The organism is Luteibacter sp. P4_E6 (genome assembly GCF_056401535.1).
In genome coordinates, this window is record NZ_JBFUJE010000042.1 from 1 (window position 1) to 17,887 (window position 17,887).

Below are 17,887 nucleotides of genomic sequence, written 5' to 3' on the forward strand. Positions count from 1 at the left end.
GGTTTTTCCCAGGTGCCGGTGACGTGGTAGCGCTTGCGGGCCGCCTGGTTGAGGCCATGCCCGAGGATGCCCTGCACGGCAAGTCCGGCGGCGGCGCCAACGGGGCCACCGGCGATGGCGCCGACGATTGGCAGGCTGCTGCCAAGGTGAGGCACCACCAGCACTTCCTGGTCGTAGTCGTGTGTCTTGAGTCCGGTACGCCCGGTAATGGTTATCTCAGCGGCGGGGCCACGGATCTTGAGGTTCTGCGTGCTCGCATCGCCATTGGCGAAGCGGAAATCACCGGTGATGGAATCGAAACCGAAACCCTTCCCCACCACATCGCCGAAGTCGAGCGCGAGGCGACGCGGCAGTTCGGTGACGGAGACGAGGCTGAAGAGTCGACCGACGCCGGGCTGCACTTCGAGGATGCGACCCTTCGCGATGTCCACCTTGAGCGTGCCGTCCATGTTTGCCAAGGCAAGCGCCGACGGACCGCCCGGCCACACCGCGTCGAGCTTCGCCGACGTACGTCCGCCCTGGAAGATCCCGACGAAGCCGAGTGCATCGAGCATGCGAGCGACATCTTCGGAGGCGAAGTCCATGGCTAGGTGGGTGCGGCTGCGCTTCTCGTCGCCGATCCAGTCGCCGGCAGCGGTGATCTGCACGTTCTTCGACTRCGCACGCAACTGGTCGATATGCATGCCCTCGTCCGTGGGCCACGTTTCAAGACGGGCTTCGCCGAGCTTCGCCTTGCCCAGGCGCATGTCGGTCACTTGCAGGTGCAAGGGCGGCAAGCTGGACGGCGCGACGCCGGCTTCGTTAGCGTCGGGTGCGTGGGTTGCAGCGGTCGTGACAGCAGCCTTGTCYTCGGCCTTCAAGGTCGTCGACGCTACGGTCGCGGCGGCACCGGCGGCAGCCTTGCCCTTCTTTGTCGCGTCGGCGGCATCGTCCGCCGCAGGCCACCACAGGCGATCCATGCGCGCCGTGATACCGCGACGACGCAGCTCGTCATTGGGTACGTTGAGCTGCCCGGCCATGGCGTCGCTGTCGACACGTAGCGAAAGGTCCTGCAGACCCGGACGCGCAACGATGTGCATGTTGGAAAAATGCTGGCCGAAGACTTCGCCATCGTCGGTGACGAGATCCAGTCCGCTAAGGCCCGGACCACTGCCGCCGCTGGCAGACATGCCGACCACGTATTGCACCCATCCGGAAACGTCGAGTTTCGACGCGTGTCCGCCGATGAGGTAGCCCTGCGCCGGCATAGCCGTGGGAACGGCCGCACCCAGATTGAAGGCGGCGGCGATCGGCACTTTGTCGGTAGGCAGGCGGAGGCGTCCGCGTACGACATCACCCAGGGCGAGGTCGAGTCGCGCACCATCGACAGGCAAGCCAACGCGCAGCGACAACGGCTCGGCAAGAGGCGCCGGCTTCTTGACCGGCGTGGGCAGCAGAAGCTCCACGCCACGCAGATCCGAATCGACCGTCAACGCCTGCGCCGTCGTGTCACCCTGCCCCGTTCGGGACAGTACATAGCCGAGGCGGAAGTTGCCGCGACCTTTCGCGGTATCGCCGATCCACTTCAGATTCTCGTAGTCGGCGACCAACTCGCTCACGGCGAACGCGCCGGTAACGGACGCATCGATGATCTTCGCCGGGTCGCCGGTCGCGCCGCCGATGGCCAGATCGAGATCGGCCGGCTGGCCATGGAAGGAGGTCTTCAGGTCGGTGGCCTTGAAGCCCTTCGCGTCGAAGCTCATCGGCCCGGTGATTTTGTCCAGGCGCAACTTCCACTCGTTAGCGACGAGGTCGGCGTCCTTCAGCGTGGCCTTGCCGTCCAGCGTCACGTCGTGCGCGTTGCCCAATGGCAGCAGCATGTTGAAGCCGAACTCACCCGTGCCACCCAGTTTCAGCTTGTCGATGGACTCGCGACTGTTGCTGGCAATGGGGCTGTTCTTGATGAAGTCCAGATAGCTGCCTCCGGTCCCCGCGCCACTCACTTTCAGGTCGAGGATGCCATTGGCGAAGTCGGGAATGGCGGCGGTCGCCGAGCTGACCGCATTGCCGAGCGAGTGGCCTTCGGTCGCCTCGACATACATGCCATTGTCGATGAAGGTGGCTACGGCCGAGAGGCCTTCGGCGCGCGGCCAGCCCGTGCCGTAGTCGAGCACGGTGTCGTCGATGACGGCACGACCTTCGAAGCGGCCTTCCTGGTTGCGGAACGGCCAGTCGCGGAGGTTGCCACGCACCACCGCCGAACCGCTTTCGATGTGTCCGGAGACAAGGCCGCGGTTGAGCCAGTTCTGCGAACCTTCCGACATGGTATGAGGCCAGAACAGCTTGGCCGCCGGCACGTCGCCCGGTCCGAGGGCGACGTACATATCCATGAAGGGACCGGTGTCGGCGCCGGGAACGACGAACTCGCCGCGTGCCTGGCCGCCGAAACCTTCGCCCTGGAAATCCAGCGGATCGACGCCGATGTGCCAGTCGTCGCCGTCCTTGTAGGCAGCCATGTCGCCGCCGAGCATGGACATCACGAAGGGCTTGCGGAACACGCCGGTGAAATCGAGCGTCGTAGCCTGCCTGGGCAGGCTGAGCGCCAGCGCCTGGTCGTCGCCGTATACCTCGCCATCGAGCCTGGACACGCCCGGCAGCTTGCCGATCGCGTCGATACCCAGGCCGACGAAGGTTGCATGGACGAAGCGGAGACCGTCGACGGAATCCCAATCGGCATGGACATCGCCGAGGCGGCCGCGTGGTCGTCCGGCCGAGAGCCAGCGAGCGAGTGCCGGGGACACCTGCGGCGCGAGCCCGGCCCAGGGCAGCAGCGGCCCGAGCTCGATCTTTCGCGCGACGACCGTGCCGTTACTGCGATCGCCCTGCGTATGCGTCACGAGGGCGAGATCGCCACCGTCGGCGCCTGCCCAATCGACGCGTTGGCCATCGGCAGTGCGATGCATGTCGACAATGCCATGCAGGCCCGGCGTACTTACCGTGCGCGCCGGACCACGTACCGCGAGCTCATCGAAATCGACGCGCGACGTGGCGCGCACGACGTGTCCGTCGCGCCAGTCGAGCCATGATTCGAAACCACCCTTGCCACCGGCCAACGCATAGCCTCCGGCATTGAAATCCGCCGTCAGTGCGGCCAGGTCCAGGTCGGCGCCCTTGACGTAGACGCGACCATTGGAGCCGTCGGCAGCGAAGCGCCCCGCCGCGGTCAACAGGCCACTGACGTTTTCGCGGCGCAAGCTGCCACCGACACGAACCGCCTGCCCCTGAAGGCTGATGCGCAGCTGGTCGGCAATGAGTCCGTAGCTGCGGTGAGTGGTGTCGTCGGCGATTTCAAGGCGGAGGTTGCTGAGCCAGAGGTCCGCGGAGAGGTTGCCGAAGGAAACTTTCTGCGTACCGCCACCGGCGCCAAAGCCATCGACACTCCAGCGGCCATCGACGGCACGATGCAGGCCCATGCGCATGTCGCGCAGGCGCAGGTTGAGCAGGTGCCGCGACGGCAGCACGAAGGCACCGAAGTCGAGCTTTACCGCCGCCTGCGGCAGACGCAGCGCATCACCGCCTTCGGTCGGGGCAATGGTCACATCGCGCATCACGAACAGCGGGCCCGACGGCCGCCAGAAACCTTCGAGCGAGCCGAAGCGCACCGGCTTGCCCAGCTTCTTGCTGAGCAGTGCGGCGACACGGTCGGGATAGTGCGCGGCCAGCGGCAACAACAGCTGGCCGACCGCCATCACCAGGGCAAGCGCCACCAGCACACTTGCGACCAGACCCAGAAGGAAGAACCGCAGGCGTCGTGCGCGATGGCGCCAGCCGGGACTCACCGGCCCACGTTCCGGCAGGCGCCGGCGTCAGAGAAGCACGACATCGAACTGTTCCTGCGAGTAATGCTCTTCCGCCTGGAAGCGGATGCTCTTGGCGATGAACTCCTCGAGTTCGGCCACGGCAGCGGACTCTTCCTCGAGAATGCGACCGACGACTTTCGGGCTCGCCATGACCAGCAATTTCTGCGCATTGAACTGGCGCACGGCGCGGGTGATTTCGCGGAATATCTCGTAGATCACCGTTTCCGCGGTTTTCAGTGCACCGCGACCGCTGCACGCCGGGCACGGCTCGCAGAGCTGGCGTTCGAGGCTTTCGGTAGTGCGCTTGCGGGTCATCTCGACCAGCCCCAGTGCCGACATTGGATACACCGTGGTCTTGGCGTGGTCCTTCTGCAGGCCCTTCTCGAGCATGCGCAACACCTGCCGCTTGTGCTCGTCGTCCACCATGTCGATGAAATCGATGATGATGATGCCGCCCAGGTTGCGCAGCCGTAACTGGCGCGCCGCGGCCTGCGCCGCCTCGAGATTCGTGCGGTAAACGGTTTCTTCGAGATTGCGGCTGCCGAGGTAGCCACCCGTGTTCACATCGACGGTCGTCATCGCTTCGGTCTGGTCAACGATGAGGTAACCGCCGGACTTCAGCGGCACCTCCTTGCGCAGGGCGCGCTGGATTTCGTCCTCCACGCCGTAGAGATCGAAGATCGGACGCTCGCCCGCATAATGTTCGATACGGTCGGACAGCACCGGCATGAACTTCTGCACGAATTTGACGGTTTTCTCGTAGGTTTCGCGTGAATCGACACGCACCTTCTCGATGCCGTCGTTGAGCGAATCGCGTAGCGAACGCAGCGGCAACGAGAGTTCCTCGTAAACGCGCTCGCCCATCTTCGCCTTCTGGATGTTCTCCTGGACCACGCGCCAGACCTTGCTCAGGTAGGTCACGTCGAACGCGAGCGATTCCTCGGACTGCCCTTCCGCGTTGGTACGAACGATGTAACCCAGCGGGTTCTCGCCGATCAGCGGCGTAATGATGTCTTTCAGTCGCTGCCGCTCGGACTCTTCCTCGATCCGCACGGAAACGCCCAGCGTGCGCGAATGCGGCAGCAGCACGAGATAGCGGGAGGGAATGGAGAGGTGCGTGGACAGACGCGCACCCTTGCTGCCGATCGGATCCTTGACGACCTGGACCACGATTTCCTGGCCTTCGTGGACGAGTTCGCTGATCGGCGGCACGGGACCGTGACCGTTCGACTTGCCATCGACAGGCGCATCGGTCGGCGGAAGTGGCGCCCGGACGATATCGGAAGCATGCAGGAATGCGGCGCGATCGAGACCGATCTCGACGAACACCGCCTGCATGCCGGGCATGACGCGCTGCACGCGACCCTTGTACACATTGCCGACGTAGCCGCGCTTCGATGCGCGCTCGACGTGGACCTCCTGCAGCATGCCATTTTCGACAACGGCCACCCGCGTCTCACGCGGTGTGACATTGATCAGGATTTCCTCGCTCACACCAGCCCCTATCCTTAAGTCATCGCGCTTTATAGCCCGCGCGCCGACAACATGTCACTGACTCCTGAGGAGTCGGGAAGTTTCGTGGAGCGGCAGGCCCATGACGCCCGAATAGCTGCCGGAAAGGTGTTCGATGAAGGCCGCCGCGCGACCCTGGATGGCGTAGGCCCCAGCTTTACCGAAGCATTCGCCGCTGGCTACATAGTCGTCGATCTGGGCCGCGCCGAGTGGGGCGAATCGCACGATGGACACCGAAAGTGCATCGCGCTCGCCTTTTTCGTCGATCAGCCAGACCGCCGAGACCACCTGGTGCTCGCGGCCGGACAGGCGGTGCAGCATCGATGCCGCGTCGGCCGCGTCGCGCGGTTTGCCGAAAACCTCATCGCCCAGTATCACCTCGGTGTCCGCACCGATCACGCGGACTCCCGCTTCGGCCGAGACCAGGGCGTAGCCCGCGCGGGCCTTGTCCAGGGCTACCCGGGCAACGTACGCCTCGGGCGCTTCGCCGGGCCGCCGGATCTCTTCCACATCGACGTCGAGCACGCGCGGCGCTTCACCGATCTGGCCAAGGAGTTCCCGCCGGCGCGGCGATTGCGAAGCCAGGTAAAGCACGGCGTGTCCTTCAGGCGCGATGGTAGGGATGACCGGCCACCAGGGTGGTAGCGCGATACAACTGCTCGGCGAGCACGAGACGCACGAGCATGTGTGGCAGGGTCAGCGGCCCCAGCGACCAGCGCTGGTCGGYGCGGGCGAGGACATCGGGCGCGTGACCATCCGGTCCACCGATGAGGAACGCGACATCGCGACCGCCCATCCGCCACTGTTCGAGCTGCTGGCCCAGGTCTTCGCTGGACCATGTCTTGCCGCGACCGTCGAGTGCGACGACATGGATGTCGCGAGGCAAGGCCGTGAGAATGGCCGCGCCCTCGTCGAGCGTGGCCCGTGCGTCATCGCGACCCTTGCCACGAAGTCCGGGCTTGATCTCGATCAGTTCGAGGGGGAACTCATGCGACAGCCGCTTGCGGTACTCGGCGAAGCCTTCCGCCACCCAGGCCGGCATGCGCTCGCCGACCGCAATGAGTCGAGCCCGCATAGCGGGCTCAGTCGTTGGCGGCTTCGAAGCCGTCGTCGCCCACGGTCCACAGGCGCTCGAGGCCGTAGAACTCGCGGATGCGAGGCATCATCACGTGGACGATGATGTCGCCCAGGTCGACCAGCACCCATTCGGCTTCGGTCTGGCCTTCGACGCCGAGCGGCATCACACCCGCCTGCTTGGCGAACTTGATGACTTCGTCGGCAATCGACTTGACGTGACGGGCTGAGGTGCCCGACGCGATGAAAAGGATATCGGCGATGGAGGTCTTGCCACGAACGTCGATTTCGCGGACGTCCTTGGCCTTGAGGTCTTCGAGCGCGGCGACGACGCGCTGGCGCAGGAGCTCGTTACTGACGGCGGACTTGCCCTTGGCCTTGCGGGATGCGGTCGAACTCAAGATGCGAAAACCTCATGCGGCGGAATGCCGGCTTCGAGGGCAGTATAACCCCCGCTGGCGGCGGGCGCGTCAAATGCCTGGACAGGTATTCAGGGCCGGACGGCCTTGGGCTGAAGCATCGCCGCTGAAGCATCGCCGCTGAAGCGGCTCCCACAAGGAGCCTGCCGCAGACCTGTGGGAGCCGCTTCAGCGGCGATCAGCCCCTCAGGGCCCGATAAGGCGCCAGCAGGGCCTTATCCTCGAAACAGGCCGACGGCAGCAGAAACCGCGGCTCGTGGCCCGCCGCAAAGGCCTCACGAATGGCCGTGGCGGCGATATCCAGTGGGGTAATGGCGATGTCGACCACCGACCCGGCGGGTCCATGGACCCGCTCCGCACGGCGTCCCACGGTGAAATCAGCCAGCTCGCCCGACGGCGCATGGCTGACACCAGGACGCGTCAGCACCCCCACGTGGGCGAATTCGAACAGCTGTCGCCAGCGGTGCCAGGAAGCCAGCCCGACGAACGCATCCGCCCCGACAAGAAGCACCAACGGACGGTCCGGCCCGATATCCGCGCGCAGCGAGGCCAGCGTATCGACGGTGTACGAAGGGCCATCGCGGTCCAGCTCACGCGTATCGATGGTTAACCGGTCCTGGCCCGCGAGCGCCGCGCGCAACAGGGCAACACGACCTGAGGCATCGGCGACCGGGGCCGGCCGATGCGGCGGCGTGCGTGCCGGAACCATCCTGACTTCGGCGTCGAGCGCCTCGGCGGCTTCCCACGCGGCCCGCAGGTGGCCGTGATGGATCGGATCGAAGGTGCCGCCGAGGATGGCGAGCGGACGCGCCTGGTTCATCCGAAGGCGGCCGCGGCGCGGGGTTCGGCGATGGCGGCGATCAGTCGCTCGGCCTCGAGCCAGGGATTGCCCTGCTCGCGGCCCTTGGCCATGCGGTCGATCCGTGCGGCGCGCGCCAGGCACGACAGCCAGTGCTCACGAGGCGCACGACGCAAGGCCTTGCGAAACAATTGCTCGCGCGCGGGCCAGAGTCGTTCCACCTTGGCCTGCGCGGCGAAATCTCGTGCATTGGCCAGGCGTAGCGCCAACTGAAGTTGGTTGACCAGCCAACCCATCAGGGCGATGAGTTCGTCGCCCTCGGAGTGCAGGCCGGCCAGGATGCGCAGCGCGCGGCCACCCTCCCCGGCAAACGCCGCGTCGGTAAGCTTGAAGGCGTCAAAGCGGGCACTGTCGGCCACAAGGCCTTCCAGCGTCGCCGCGTCCAGGCGCTGGTCGCCCGCAAGCACCACCAGTTTGTCGATTTCCTGGGCGGCGGCCAGCAGGTTGCCTTCGACCCGCTCGGCCAGCATGGCGACGGCGTCGGGACTTGCCTTGACGCCCCGCGAGGTCAGTCGGGCGCCGACCCACTGTGTCCATTCGTTCGGGCGAGGTGCGTTGAACACCACCTGGATGCCGCCCGCGTCGACGTTCTTCGTCCACACCGCCTCGTGCTTGGTGCTCCACTCGGTCGCCGTGATCAGCAGGGTCGTATCCGGCGGTGGATTGGCAACGAATTCGCTGATCGCCGAACTACCGTCCTTGCCCGCTCGCCCGCCCGCGAGTCGCAGGTCCAGCAGCCGCTGGGTGGCGAACAGGGAAAGGCCAGCGGAGGAACGGGCTAGATCGTCCCAGTCGAAGCGGCTGTCCGCTTCGAGGACTTCGCGCTCGTTGTAGCCCAACCGCCGTGCCATGGCCCGCACGGCATCCGCCGCCTCGAGCACGAGCAATTCCTCGCCTGCCAGCAGGTACACCGGCGCCATCCGGTCGCCGGCGAGGTGCTTCTGCCATTGGCCGGGACTCATCGGCACGGTCAGGCTTCCTCAGGTACCGCTGGGCGTCGCCGGCGTCGCCGCGGCGGCCGGATGTGCCCCAGCGGCCTCGAGGCGGAACAGGATCGACTGGACCATGTCGCCGATCAGGCTGCGCTGCAGCTCTTCGGTCTGGCTGGCCGTACCGATGGTGTTGGTGGCGTCATAGCTGAACTCGCGGGACATGTCGACCGACTGCGGCGGAACGATGACCGTGCCGTCGCCCGCCCTCACGTTGAAGTCCACGTGGTAGCGCACCGCGTACTCGGTCACGCGTGCCGTGCCGCTCACGGTGAGCGAATCGGTACGGAAGGTGTTCGAGGTGATGGTCAGGTCAGCCGCGTCGACCGAGGCGTGGTCGACGATCTCCGCGTTCGAGTTCGTCAGCGCACGACCGAGCTCGCGCTGCAGCATGCCGCCCGATGCCACCGTGAGATGGATTTTCTTCATACCCGGCGGAAGAGCGGCCGTCTGTCGCAGATGGAAGCCGCATCCACTGACCAGCGCGACGAAGGCGAGGACCAGGGCGGTACGCAGCGAACGGGAGAGGTTCGGGCTCATGATTATCCTGCGACGATGTTGACGATCTTGCCGGGCACGACGATCACCTTGCGCACGGTCTGGCCTTCGAGCATGCGCGCCACGGTAGGCTCGGCGCGCGCCATCGCCTCGGCGTCTTCCTTCGACGCCGAAGCCGGCACCTCGATGGTAGCGCGAAGTTTGCCGTTGACCTGCACTGCATAGGTCAGCGAATCGCGAACCAGGGCCGTCGGATCGACCACCGGCCAGCCCGCATCCTCGACCAGGGTCTCCCCGTGGCCGAGCACCTGCCACAGCGCATGGGCGATGTGCGGGGTGAACGGATTGATCAGCTGGACGACCGCGGTGAACGCCTCCTGGCGCAGGGCGGCGCCCTTCGCACTGGCGTCGTCGAACTTCGCCAGCGCGTTCAACAGTTCCATCAGGGCCGCGATGGCCGTATTGAAGGACTGGCGGCGACCGATATCGTCGGTGACCTTCTGGATGGTTTCGTGGAGCTGGCGGCGCAGGGCCTTGCGCGCACCGTCGGCGGCAGCGTTGTCACCCTCTGCCTGGGCAGCCACATCGGCATGCGCCGACACGTCGCGCCACAGCCGGCGCAGGAAGCGGGCCATGCCTTCCACACCGGCCTCGTTCCATTCCAGCGACTGGTCCGGCGGCGCGGCGAACATGGAGAACAGGCGCACCGTGTCCGCGCCGTACTTGCCCACCATGGACTGCGGGTCGACACCGTTGTTCTTGGACTTGGCCATCTTCTCGATGCCACCAATTTCCACCGGCTTTCCGTCGCTACGCAGCACGGCGCCGACAATGCGCGCGCGTTCGTCGCGCTGCACGTCCACGTCGGCCGGATTGAACCAGGTGAGCGATCCGTTGGCTTCCTTCCGGAAGTAGGTTTCGGCGATCACCATGCCCTGGCAGAGCAGGTTCGTGGCCGGCTCGTCGCTGTTCACCAGCCCTTCGTCACGCATGAGCTTGTGATAGAAGCGGAAGTAAAGCAGGTGCAGGATCGCGTGCTCGATGCCACCGATGTACTGGTCGACCGGCATCCAGTAGTTGGCGCGCTCGTCCACCTGGGCATTCGCGCCCGGACTCGTGTAAYGCGCGGCGTACCAACTCGACTCCATGAAGGTGTCGAAGGTATCCGTCTCGCGTTCACCCGGACCGCCGCAGGACGGGCACGTGGTCTTGCGCCACTCGGGATCGGCCTTGATCGGCGACTGCACGCCGGAAAAGGCGACGTCTTCCGGCAGCACGACCGGCAGCTGGTCTTCCGGCACCGGCACGGCGTCGCATTTGGGGCAGTAAATGACCGGGATCGGGCAACCCCAGTAACGCTGGCGGCTTACGCCCCAGTCGCGGATGCGCCAGTTGACCCGGCGCTCGCCGCGGCCGGCCGCGATCAGCGCCAGCGAGATGGCGTCGAACGCCGCCTTGAATTCCAGGCCATCGAACTGGCCCGAATTGATCAGCGTGCCGTACTCGGTGTACGCACCGGCGGTCTGGATATCGGACTCGAAGGTCTTGATCGTCTCGACCGCCGAGGACGACTGGTAGGCATCGGACGAGCCGCCTTCCAGTGCGTTCTGCACCACGTCGCCACCGTCGGTCGCGAGGTCGCGACGCAGTTCGGCCACGGCATCGACCACACCGCGATCGACGACGACCATCTTGATCGGCAGCGAATACTTCTGGGCGAATTCCCAGTCGCGCTGGTCGTGACCCGGTACGGCCATGACGGCACCCGTGCCRTAAYCCATCAGCACGAAGTTGGCGACCCACACCGGCACCTTCTCGCCGGTAAGCGGATGCGTGGCATCGACGCCCGTGTAGTAGCCGCGCTTCTCCTGCGTCTCGAGCTCGGCTTCGGATACACCGCCGGCCTTGCAGCTTTCGATGAACCCGGCAAGACCCGCGTTGCCCACCGCGGCACGCGTGGCAATGGGGTGCTCGGCCGCTACCGCGACGTACGAGACCCCCATCAAGGTGTCCGGGCGCGTGGTGAAGACCGTCAGCGGCTCAGACTCRCCGTCCACGTCGAAGTGGATTTCGAGGCCCTCCGAGCGACCCAGCCAGTTGCGCTGCATGGTCTTGACCGCATCGGGCCAGCCCGGCAGCGTATCCAGGCCGTCGAGCAATTCCTGCGCGTACGCGGTGATCTTGAGGAACCACTGCGGAATCTCGCGCTTCTCGACCAAGGCGCCCGAGCGCCAGCCGCGACCGTCGATCACCTGCTCGTTGGCCAGCACGGTCTGGTCGACCGGATCCCAGTTGACGACGCTGTTCTTGCGGTACACCAGGCCCTTCTTCATCAGCCGGGTGAACATCTGCTGTTCCCACCGGTAGTACTCGGGGCGGCAGGTGGTGACCTCGCGGGTCCAGTCGTAGGCGAAGCCCATGCGCTTGAGCTGCTCGCGCATGTGCTCGATGTTCTTGTAGGTCCACTTCGCCGGCGCGGTGTTGTTCTTGATCGCGGCGTTTTCGGCCGGCAGGCCGAACGCATCCCAACCCATCGGCTGCAATACGTTCTTGCCCTGCTGACGCTGGAAACGGCTGATCACGTCGCCGATGGTGTAGTTGCGAACGTGGCCCATGTGAAGGGCGCCCGAGGGGTACGGCAGCATCGAGAGGCAATAAAACTTCGGCTTGCTCGCGTCCTCGGTCACTTCGAACGCGCGGGTGGCGTTCCAGAAGTGCTGCGCGGCGGTCTCGACGGCGTCGGGGGCGTAACCGCCCTGTTCGCGCGTGCCCTGGTCTTGGGTGTCCTGCATGGTGTTGGGTACCGGTGGGATGCTCACAATCGCGGGAGACTATCCCACGGGGACGGTTCAGGCAAAGCGAAAGGCGGCGCAGGGGCGCTTTCTGTAGGGGCCGATTCATCGGCGATCCCTGCGGAGCGGGGCTTCGGGCGTGGGCGCGAGCACCCATCGCCGATGAATCGGCTCCTACAGGGGAGCCGTTACTGGCAGGTGGACTGGCCGGCGGCGACGGCCCGGACGGCGGCAGCCACCTGGTCGGCGACCTGGCCAACGGCCCGTTGATGGGCCTCGACGAGGCTGTCGTAGCTCGAGCCCGCCGGCTCGCTGGCTCGCGAGGCACAGGCTGCGCCCGCCGTCTCCCCCGAGCGAACCGACCAGCTTGCCTCCAGGGTGGCGCTACCGCCCACTTCGGAGTCGAAGCGGCGTACATCCAGCTGCACGCGAACGACCTTGTCGCCCTTGGCATGGGGCAGTCCGTGCACGTCGTGCGTTCCCAGGCGAGCGGAGAGGTCGGCCACAAGAGCGCCGCGAATCTCGTCGCCGAGCGGCGAGGCCCAGCGTTCCCCATCCAGCACGGAGACACCGGTGGCGCCGTGGCGCAGTACCAGGGAGGGTTGGTCCACCTGTGGCGGCACGCCGACGGCCTGCACGTCGATCACGAAGGGCGCGGCCACGGACGCCATCGGGGCCGACGACGGCACCAGGGTATGGAAGTGCGTGGGCGCCGAGGAGCACGCGCCCAGGGCGGTGACCAGGAGAGCGGCGCCGGCAAGGCGAAGTGTCTGGATCATGGCTGTACGTCCTTGCCCTGCTTCGGGGTCGACGGCGTGGAGACCGGCGGCGGAGCGTCGGCGCCCCGGCCGCGCAGCAACGCCTCGGGATGACGACCGAGGTAATCGGTGAAAGCGCGAACCGAGCGCACCGTGCGCTGCAGCTCCTCGAGGGTGTTGCCGATGTTCTGCTGGAGCGGGGAATCCTCCGACAGCGCATCGTTGGCCGTGCCGACCGTCTTGTTCACGCCTTGCAGCGTGCGCTTTGCCTCGGGCAGCAGCTCGGTATTGACCTGCTTCAACGTGCCGTTGAGTTCGTGCAGGCTGCCGTCGAGGTTCTTGCCGATGGAATCGAACGGAATCTTCTCGATCTTGTCGACGATGCTGGCGATCTGCTCCTGCAGGTGGTCGAAATCACCCGGCGTCGTCGGGATTTCGAACGGCCGGGCGTTCTCGTTGAATGCCACCTTCTTCGCCTTCGGATCGAAGTCCAGGGCGATATAGAGTTGGCCGGTGAGCAGGTTGCCGTTACGTGCCTGCGCACGCAGGCCGTGGGCCACCAGACCACTCATGATCTTCGGCATCTCCGAATCGTCGGTGCCGCCGGAGAGCTTGGCCAGCTTGTCGTGGGCCTGGCCCAGGCGGTCCGGATAGACCACCGCACCGACGATGACCGGGAAGGTCTGCGTTTTCGCATCGTAATCGAGGTTGACCGACACGACGCGACCGAATTTCACGCCGAGGAACTCGACCGGGGCGTCCACGTTGAGTCCACGCAACGAGTGCTCGAAGCGCATGCGGATATAACGCGGCTTGCCGTCCGGCGGCGCGATGGCCGTGGCCTGGTCATTGAACAGGCTGAACTCTTTCATCTCCGGCGCCGCCGTTTCGTCGTGCGGCCCCGGCGCATCCTGGAATGCGACGCCGCCGGCGATCACCGTGGCGAGCGACTGCGTGTTGAGCTTGAGGCCATCGGCACCGAGCGACACATCCACGCCACTGGCATTCCAGAAGCGCGCATCCTGGTGGACGAAGCGATCGTTCGGGCCGTCGACGAACAGCTGCAGGGACACGCCCTTGCCGTCCTTGTCCAGCTCGTACGAAACGATGCGGCCGACCTGGATGCGCCGGTAATAGACCGGCGAACCGATATCGAGCGAGCCCAGGTCGGCCGCGTGCAGCACGAAGCGACGCCCGGGCGCACCATGGGTTACCGCAGGCGGCGTTTCCAGTCCGGTAAAGTCGGTCTGTTCTTCTTCCGAATCGCCAGCGTCTGCACCAATGAACGCACCGGACAACAGCGTATCGATACCCGACACACCGCTCGCGCCGATGCGCGGACGAACGACCCAGTAGCGCGTGTTCTTCGTAGCGAACGCGGCCGCGTCTTTTTCCAGGTCGATGACCACGGTAATGTGCGTGCGATCTTTCGACAGGCGCATGGTGGTGACCTTGCCGATCACCACGTTCTTGTACTTGACCTGCGTCTTGTTGGCTTCGATGCCTTCGGCGGTGAGGAAGGTCACCGTGATCTTCGGGCCGGCCGACGTGAAGTGGGTGACCAGCAGCGAGATACCGACCAGGGCGGCAATGATCGGCACCAGCCAGATCAGCGAGAAGCCGAGCTTCGACTTGCGCACCTCCGGCTGCGGCAGGTCGTCGTCCTGTGCCGGCGTATTTCCTTGGTTGGTGTCGCTCATTGCGATTTCCTGTTGTCCCAGATCAAACGGGGATCGAAGCTCATGGCCGAAAGCATCGTCAGTACGACGACTACGCCGAAATAGACCACGCCGGGCAAGGGCTCGACGCGGCTGAGAATCTGAAAGTGCACGAGGGCGGAAAGGATCGCCACGACGAACACATCGAGCATCGACCAGTAGCCGATCAGCTCGACGAAGCGGTACAGCCTCGCACGCTGCTTCGACACGAGGCCGCTCGAACGCTGCACGGACACCAGCAAGATGGTCATGATGATGAATTTGAGCATGGGTACGACAATGCTCGCCGTGAAGACAATGACCGCCAGGCCAGGCGAGCCGGCGCGCCACAGCTCGAAAATGCCGCTCAGGATGGTGTTGTCGTCTTTCGAGGAAAGACTCTGCGTGCGCATGATCGGAAACACATTGGCCGGTATGTAGAACATCGCCGCAGCCAGTAGCAGTGCCCAGGACCGCGCGATGCTGCCCTGCTTGCGCACGTGCAAGGCACTATGGCAACGCGGACAATGCGCGTGCGGATCGTCGCTGTAGGCGGTAACCAGGCGACATATGTGGCACGACATCATGCCCAGTTCCCGGGCGCGCGGAGGTGCGCTCATGCTTTCGCGTCCCTGGTGACGTCCCATAGGTGGCGGGTGTCGTGGCTCGAGAACACGGTGATCAGCACGGTCAGGAAGCCGAATGCCCAGATGCCCGGACCCGGCACCACGTCGAAATAGGTATGYGCCTTGACCACGGCGACCAGGGTGCCAAGCATGAAGACCTCGATCATGCTCCAGGGCTTGACCCTGACCAGGGCCGTCATGGCCTGGGCGAAGCCGGGGGCGCGGCGACCCTCGCGGGCGAACCAGAGCACCCAGCAGAAGATGACGAGCTGGCTGAGGGGGAAAAAGAACAGGGTCAGCGCCGTGAGCGCCGCGACCAGCTGCGCGCCGTCGTTCCACATGGCGATCACCGCACCCCAGAGGGTGGTGGTCTCGGCCATGCCGGAAAGCTTCAAGGTGACGATCGGCGACACGTTGGCGATCACGAAAACGATCAGGGCGGCAATGATCAGGGCGAACTGCCCATCCACACCGATCCACTGATGGCGCTCCAGCACGGCGCCGCAGACGGTGCAGTCGGCCACCTGCCCACGCGATAGCTTCCGCTTCTGGTAGACGGAGTCGCAGTGCTCGCAAATGATCRGGTTCTGGGCGTGGTGCATGCCGTCCCGGCGCTTCAAGGCCACGGTGGCCTGCCCGCCTATGATCGCAAATCCGCGTAAACGGCGCATGACGGGCGACGTAGGATCCGTCCTAAATCGGTGTACGGGCTTGATATGCTCCGCCTCTTCCCCGATTTATGGGGCATCGAATCAGCGTCCCAGGAGCCCCACGTGACCAGCGCCCAGACCCGTAGCGAGCATATCTTCGACGCGACCACGGCCGGCTTTGAGGAAGATGTCATCAAGGCCTCGCTGACGACCCCGGTCCTCGTCGACCTGTGGGCCGAGTGGTGCGGCCCCTGCAAGTCGCTCGGCCCGATCCTGGAGAAGCTCGCCGGGGAGTTCAACGGCGCCTTCCGCCTCGCAAAGATCGACGTGGACGCCGAGCAGGAGCTCGCCGCGATGTTCGGCGTGCGCAGCATCCCCACCGTGATCCTGATCAGCGGCGGCCAGGTGGTGGATGGGTTTGCCGGCGCCCTGCCCGAAGGCCAGATCCGCGAATTCCTGACCAAGCATGGCGTGCAGCCAGGCGAGGCGGCCAATGACGAGGATGCCGAGGCCGCAACACCGGAAACGGCCGAGGAAGCCATCAACCGTCTCCAGCAGGCCATCGCCGCCGAGCCGGAGCGTGCCGAGCTCAAGCTCGACCTCGCGCTCGCCCTGATGCGCGCTGGCAACGTGGCCTCGGCCCAGTCCGAGCTGGACGCCCTGCCCGCCAACCTCGCCACCGACGCGCGCGCCGTGCGCCTGCGCAGTCAGCTCGAGCTCGCCCGAGCCCTGGCCGGTGCGCCCTCGCTCCAGGAGCTGCAGGCGCGGGTGCAAGCAAGCGATACCGACTGGGAAGCACGCGACCTGCTCGGTGTGCGCCTGCTGATCGAAGGCGAGGCCGCGGCAGGTCTCGACCAGTTCCTGGACATCCTCAAGCGCCAGCGCGACTGGAACGAAGGCCAGGCGAAGAAGCGCCTGCTGGCGGCTTTCACCACGCTGGACGATGCGGCGCTGGTGAGCCAGTACCGTAGGAAGATGGCTTCGCTGGTCTTTTGAGGAATCGCCGCTGAAGCGGCTCCCACAAGAGCATCGCCGATTTGTCGGCGATGCCTTAGCGCCTTGCCTCACCGCCCCTTCTTGCGCCGCACGTAAAGCTGCTTCCGCACCGAAGCCACCAGTTCCCCGGATGCCGTCCGCACATCCGTATCGAACCACCGCAGGCACTTCTCGCCGTTTGCGGTAGCCGCGCGAAGCTCATCGAGCACACCGTCCTCGATACGGAATTCCGCGAACACGTCCTCACGCCCCGGCGCAACGAAACGGATCTCGCCCGCCTGGTCCCAGACGATGTAGTCGTCGCCCAGGCTCTTCAGCGTCATGATCATCCAGAACGGATCGGTCATCGAGAACAKGCTGCCGCCAAAATGCGTGCGCACGTAATTGCGGTTGTACCAGGCCAGCTTCAGCCTGACGCGCGCCTGCCGGTAATCGTCATCCAGCCGCAGCACGCGGACGCCCGCGAACAGGAACGGGGGCCACCAGTTGAGGACGCGCCGCAGGGTGCTTGCTTTCATGTCGGAGGTTTCGGGATCGGGGAGCCAGCCATCCTAGTCGCGCCGCGCCGACGAACGTAGACCCCCGTTTTAAACGAGGGGTGACCAATGGCAGGGGGCCGCCCCGTTCCACGCGCCTACCATCGATCGCACTCACTCGCCGCCGGAATCCGAGCCATGCGCCTTACGCTCCGCCGTGCCACCCTGCCCGCCGCCCTCGCCGTGGCGATGGCCTTCTCAGGCTCCTCCGCCGTCGCCCAGGATCTTCCTGCTCCCGTCGACCAGCCCTACCAGGGCACCCTCGGCCTGACGGTGGACCTGACCGACGCGCCGAAAAACATCTATCACGTGCACGAGACCATCCCGGTGGCGTCCGGTCCCCTCACGCTGTTCTACCCGAAGTGGATCCCCGGCGAGCACTCACCCACCGGCCCGATCCAGAACGTGGCCGGCGTGGCGATCACCGCGAACGGCAAGCCGCTGGCCTGGCGTCGCGACCTGAAGGAAATGTACGCGCTGCACGTGGATGTACCGGCCGGCGTGGACAAACTCGACATTGCCTTCGAGTTCCTCGCACCGCGTGAAGCGGGTGGCTTTTCGTCCAGCCCTTCCTCCACGCCGAACTTCGTCGCGCTCGAATTCAATCAGGTGGCGTTCTATCCGGCGGGGTACTACACCAGT

The 17,887-nt window shown here is 65.5% G+C and carries 16 protein-coding genes; 2 read left to right on the plus strand and 14 right to left on the minus strand.

The genetic code is table 11. The features are described from left to right. The 13 genes from AC1DT2_RS04840 to AC1DT2_RS04900 all read right to left on the minus strand — a co-directional run. Nucleotides 1-3,818: YhdP family protein (locus AC1DT2_RS04840; RefSeq protein ID WP_477294765.1), on the minus strand; the 3,818-nt coding region annotated here is incomplete at its 3' end. Nucleotides 3,819-3,845: 27 nt separating this feature from the next. Continuing rightward, nucleotides 3,846-5,333: a ribonuclease G gene (gene rng, locus AC1DT2_RS04845; RefSeq protein ID WP_063573120.1), complete on the minus strand. Its 1,488-nt coding sequence runs from the start codon at nucleotides 5,331-5,333 to the stop codon at nucleotides 3,846-3,848. A 54-nt stretch (nucleotides 5,334-5,387) separates the two neighbouring features. Further along, entirely contained in the window at nucleotides 5,388-5,945 is a 558-nt protein-coding gene (locus tag AC1DT2_RS04850; RefSeq protein ID WP_477294767.1) for a Maf family protein, read from the minus strand. Nucleotides 5,946-5,955: 10 nt separating this feature from the next. Then, a complete protein-coding gene (gene rlmH / locus AC1DT2_RS04855) occupies nucleotides 5,956-6,426 on the minus strand; it encodes a 23S rRNA (pseudouridine(1915)-N(3))-methyltransferase RlmH (protein ID WP_477294769.1) in 471 nt (156 codons plus the stop codon). A 7-nt stretch (nucleotides 6,427-6,433) separates the two neighbouring features. Next, nucleotides 6,434-6,826, minus strand: a complete 393-nt coding sequence (rsfS, locus tag AC1DT2_RS04860) for a ribosome silencing factor (protein ID WP_063573123.1) — start codon at nucleotides 6,824-6,826, stop codon at nucleotides 6,434-6,436. 196 nt (nucleotides 6,827-7,022) lie between these two features. Then, on the minus strand, nucleotides 7,023-7,664 hold the full coding sequence (gene nadD / locus AC1DT2_RS04865; RefSeq protein WP_477294771.1) for a nicotinate-nucleotide adenylyltransferase: 642 nt from the start codon (nucleotides 7,662-7,664) through the stop codon (nucleotides 7,023-7,025). Next, a complete protein-coding gene (gene holA, locus AC1DT2_RS04870) occupies nucleotides 7,661-8,671 on the minus strand; it encodes a DNA polymerase III subunit delta (protein WP_477294774.1) in 1,011 nt (336 codons plus the stop codon). Before holA ends, nadD begins: the two co-directional genes overlap by 4 nt. Nucleotides 8,672-8,683: 12 nt before the next feature. Then, the gene (locus tag AC1DT2_RS04875; RefSeq protein ID WP_477294776.1) at nucleotides 8,684-9,232 is read right to left on the minus strand and encodes an LPS-assembly lipoprotein LptE; all 549 of its coding nucleotides are present in this window, start codon (nucleotides 9,230-9,232) and stop codon (nucleotides 8,684-8,686) included. Nucleotides 9,233-9,234: 2 nt separating this feature from the next. After that, nucleotides 9,235-11,982, minus strand: coding sequence for a leucine--tRNA ligase (leuS, locus tag AC1DT2_RS04880; protein ID WP_477294778.1), 2,748 nt, complete (start codon nucleotides 11,980-11,982; stop codon nucleotides 9,235-9,237). A gap of 188 nt (nucleotides 11,983-12,170) precedes the next feature. Further along, nucleotides 12,171-12,761: a PqiC family protein gene (locus AC1DT2_RS04885; RefSeq protein ID WP_477294780.1), complete on the minus strand. Its 591-nt coding sequence runs from the start codon at nucleotides 12,759-12,761 to the stop codon at nucleotides 12,171-12,173. Further along, complete coding sequence (locus AC1DT2_RS04890; RefSeq protein ID WP_063573559.1) at nucleotides 12,758-14,440, minus strand: PqiB family protein; 1,683 nt, start codon at nucleotides 14,438-14,440, stop codon at nucleotides 12,758-12,760. Before AC1DT2_RS04890 ends, AC1DT2_RS04885 begins: the two co-directional genes overlap by 4 nt. After that, complete coding sequence (locus tag AC1DT2_RS04895; RefSeq protein WP_063573560.1) at nucleotides 14,437-15,057, minus strand: paraquat-inducible protein A; 621 nt, start codon at nucleotides 15,055-15,057, stop codon at nucleotides 14,437-14,439. The genes AC1DT2_RS04890 and AC1DT2_RS04895 overlap by 4 nt, the downstream gene beginning before the upstream one ends. Beyond that, nucleotides 15,054-15,734: a paraquat-inducible protein A gene (locus AC1DT2_RS04900; RefSeq protein WP_477294783.1), complete on the minus strand. Its 681-nt coding sequence runs from the start codon at nucleotides 15,732-15,734 to the stop codon at nucleotides 15,054-15,056. The genes AC1DT2_RS04895 and AC1DT2_RS04900 overlap by 4 nt, the downstream gene beginning before the upstream one ends. Before the next feature lie 102 nt (nucleotides 15,735-15,836). Between AC1DT2_RS04900 and trxA the strand changes: the two genes are divergently transcribed. Next, on the plus strand, nucleotides 15,837-16,709 hold the full coding sequence (gene trxA, locus AC1DT2_RS04905) for a thioredoxin (protein WP_063574197.1): 873 nt from the start codon (nucleotides 15,837-15,839) through the stop codon (nucleotides 16,707-16,709). Nucleotides 16,710-16,777: 68 nt separating this feature from the next. Here trxA and AC1DT2_RS04910 read toward each other — a convergent pair whose 3' ends face one another. Beyond that, complete coding sequence (locus AC1DT2_RS04910; RefSeq protein WP_477294785.1) at nucleotides 16,778-17,227, minus strand: DUF4442 domain-containing protein; 450 nt, start codon at nucleotides 17,225-17,227, stop codon at nucleotides 16,778-16,780. 156 nt (nucleotides 17,228-17,383) lie between these two features. On the opposite strand from AC1DT2_RS04910, the gene AC1DT2_RS04915 reads away from it, so the two are divergent. Then, nucleotides 17,384-17,887 (plus strand): M61 family metallopeptidase (locus tag AC1DT2_RS04915; RefSeq protein ID WP_477294787.1); only part of this gene is annotated, 504 nt, incomplete at its 3' end.

Excerpts from the sequence above, each read along its gene's own strand:
- nadD (WP_477294771.1), bottom strand. The coding sequence starts at position 7,664 with ATGAACCAGGCGCGTCCGCTCGCCATCCTCGGCGGCACCTTCGATCCG.
- AC1DT2_RS04895 (WP_063573560.1), bottom strand. The coding sequence starts at position 15,057 with ATGAGCGCACCTCCGCGCGCCCGGGAACTGGGCATGATGTCGTGCCAC.
- AC1DT2_RS04885 (WP_477294780.1), bottom strand. The coding sequence starts at position 12,761 with ATGATCCAGACACTTCGCCTTGCCGGCGCCGCTCTCCTGGTCACCGCC.
- AC1DT2_RS04890 (WP_063573559.1), bottom strand. The coding sequence starts at position 14,440 with ATGAGCGACACCAACCAAGGAAATACGCCGGCACAGGACGACGACCTG.
- AC1DT2_RS04875 (WP_477294776.1), bottom strand. The coding sequence starts at position 9,232 with ATGAGCCCGAACCTCTCCCGTTCGCTGCGTACCGCCCTGGTCCTCGCC.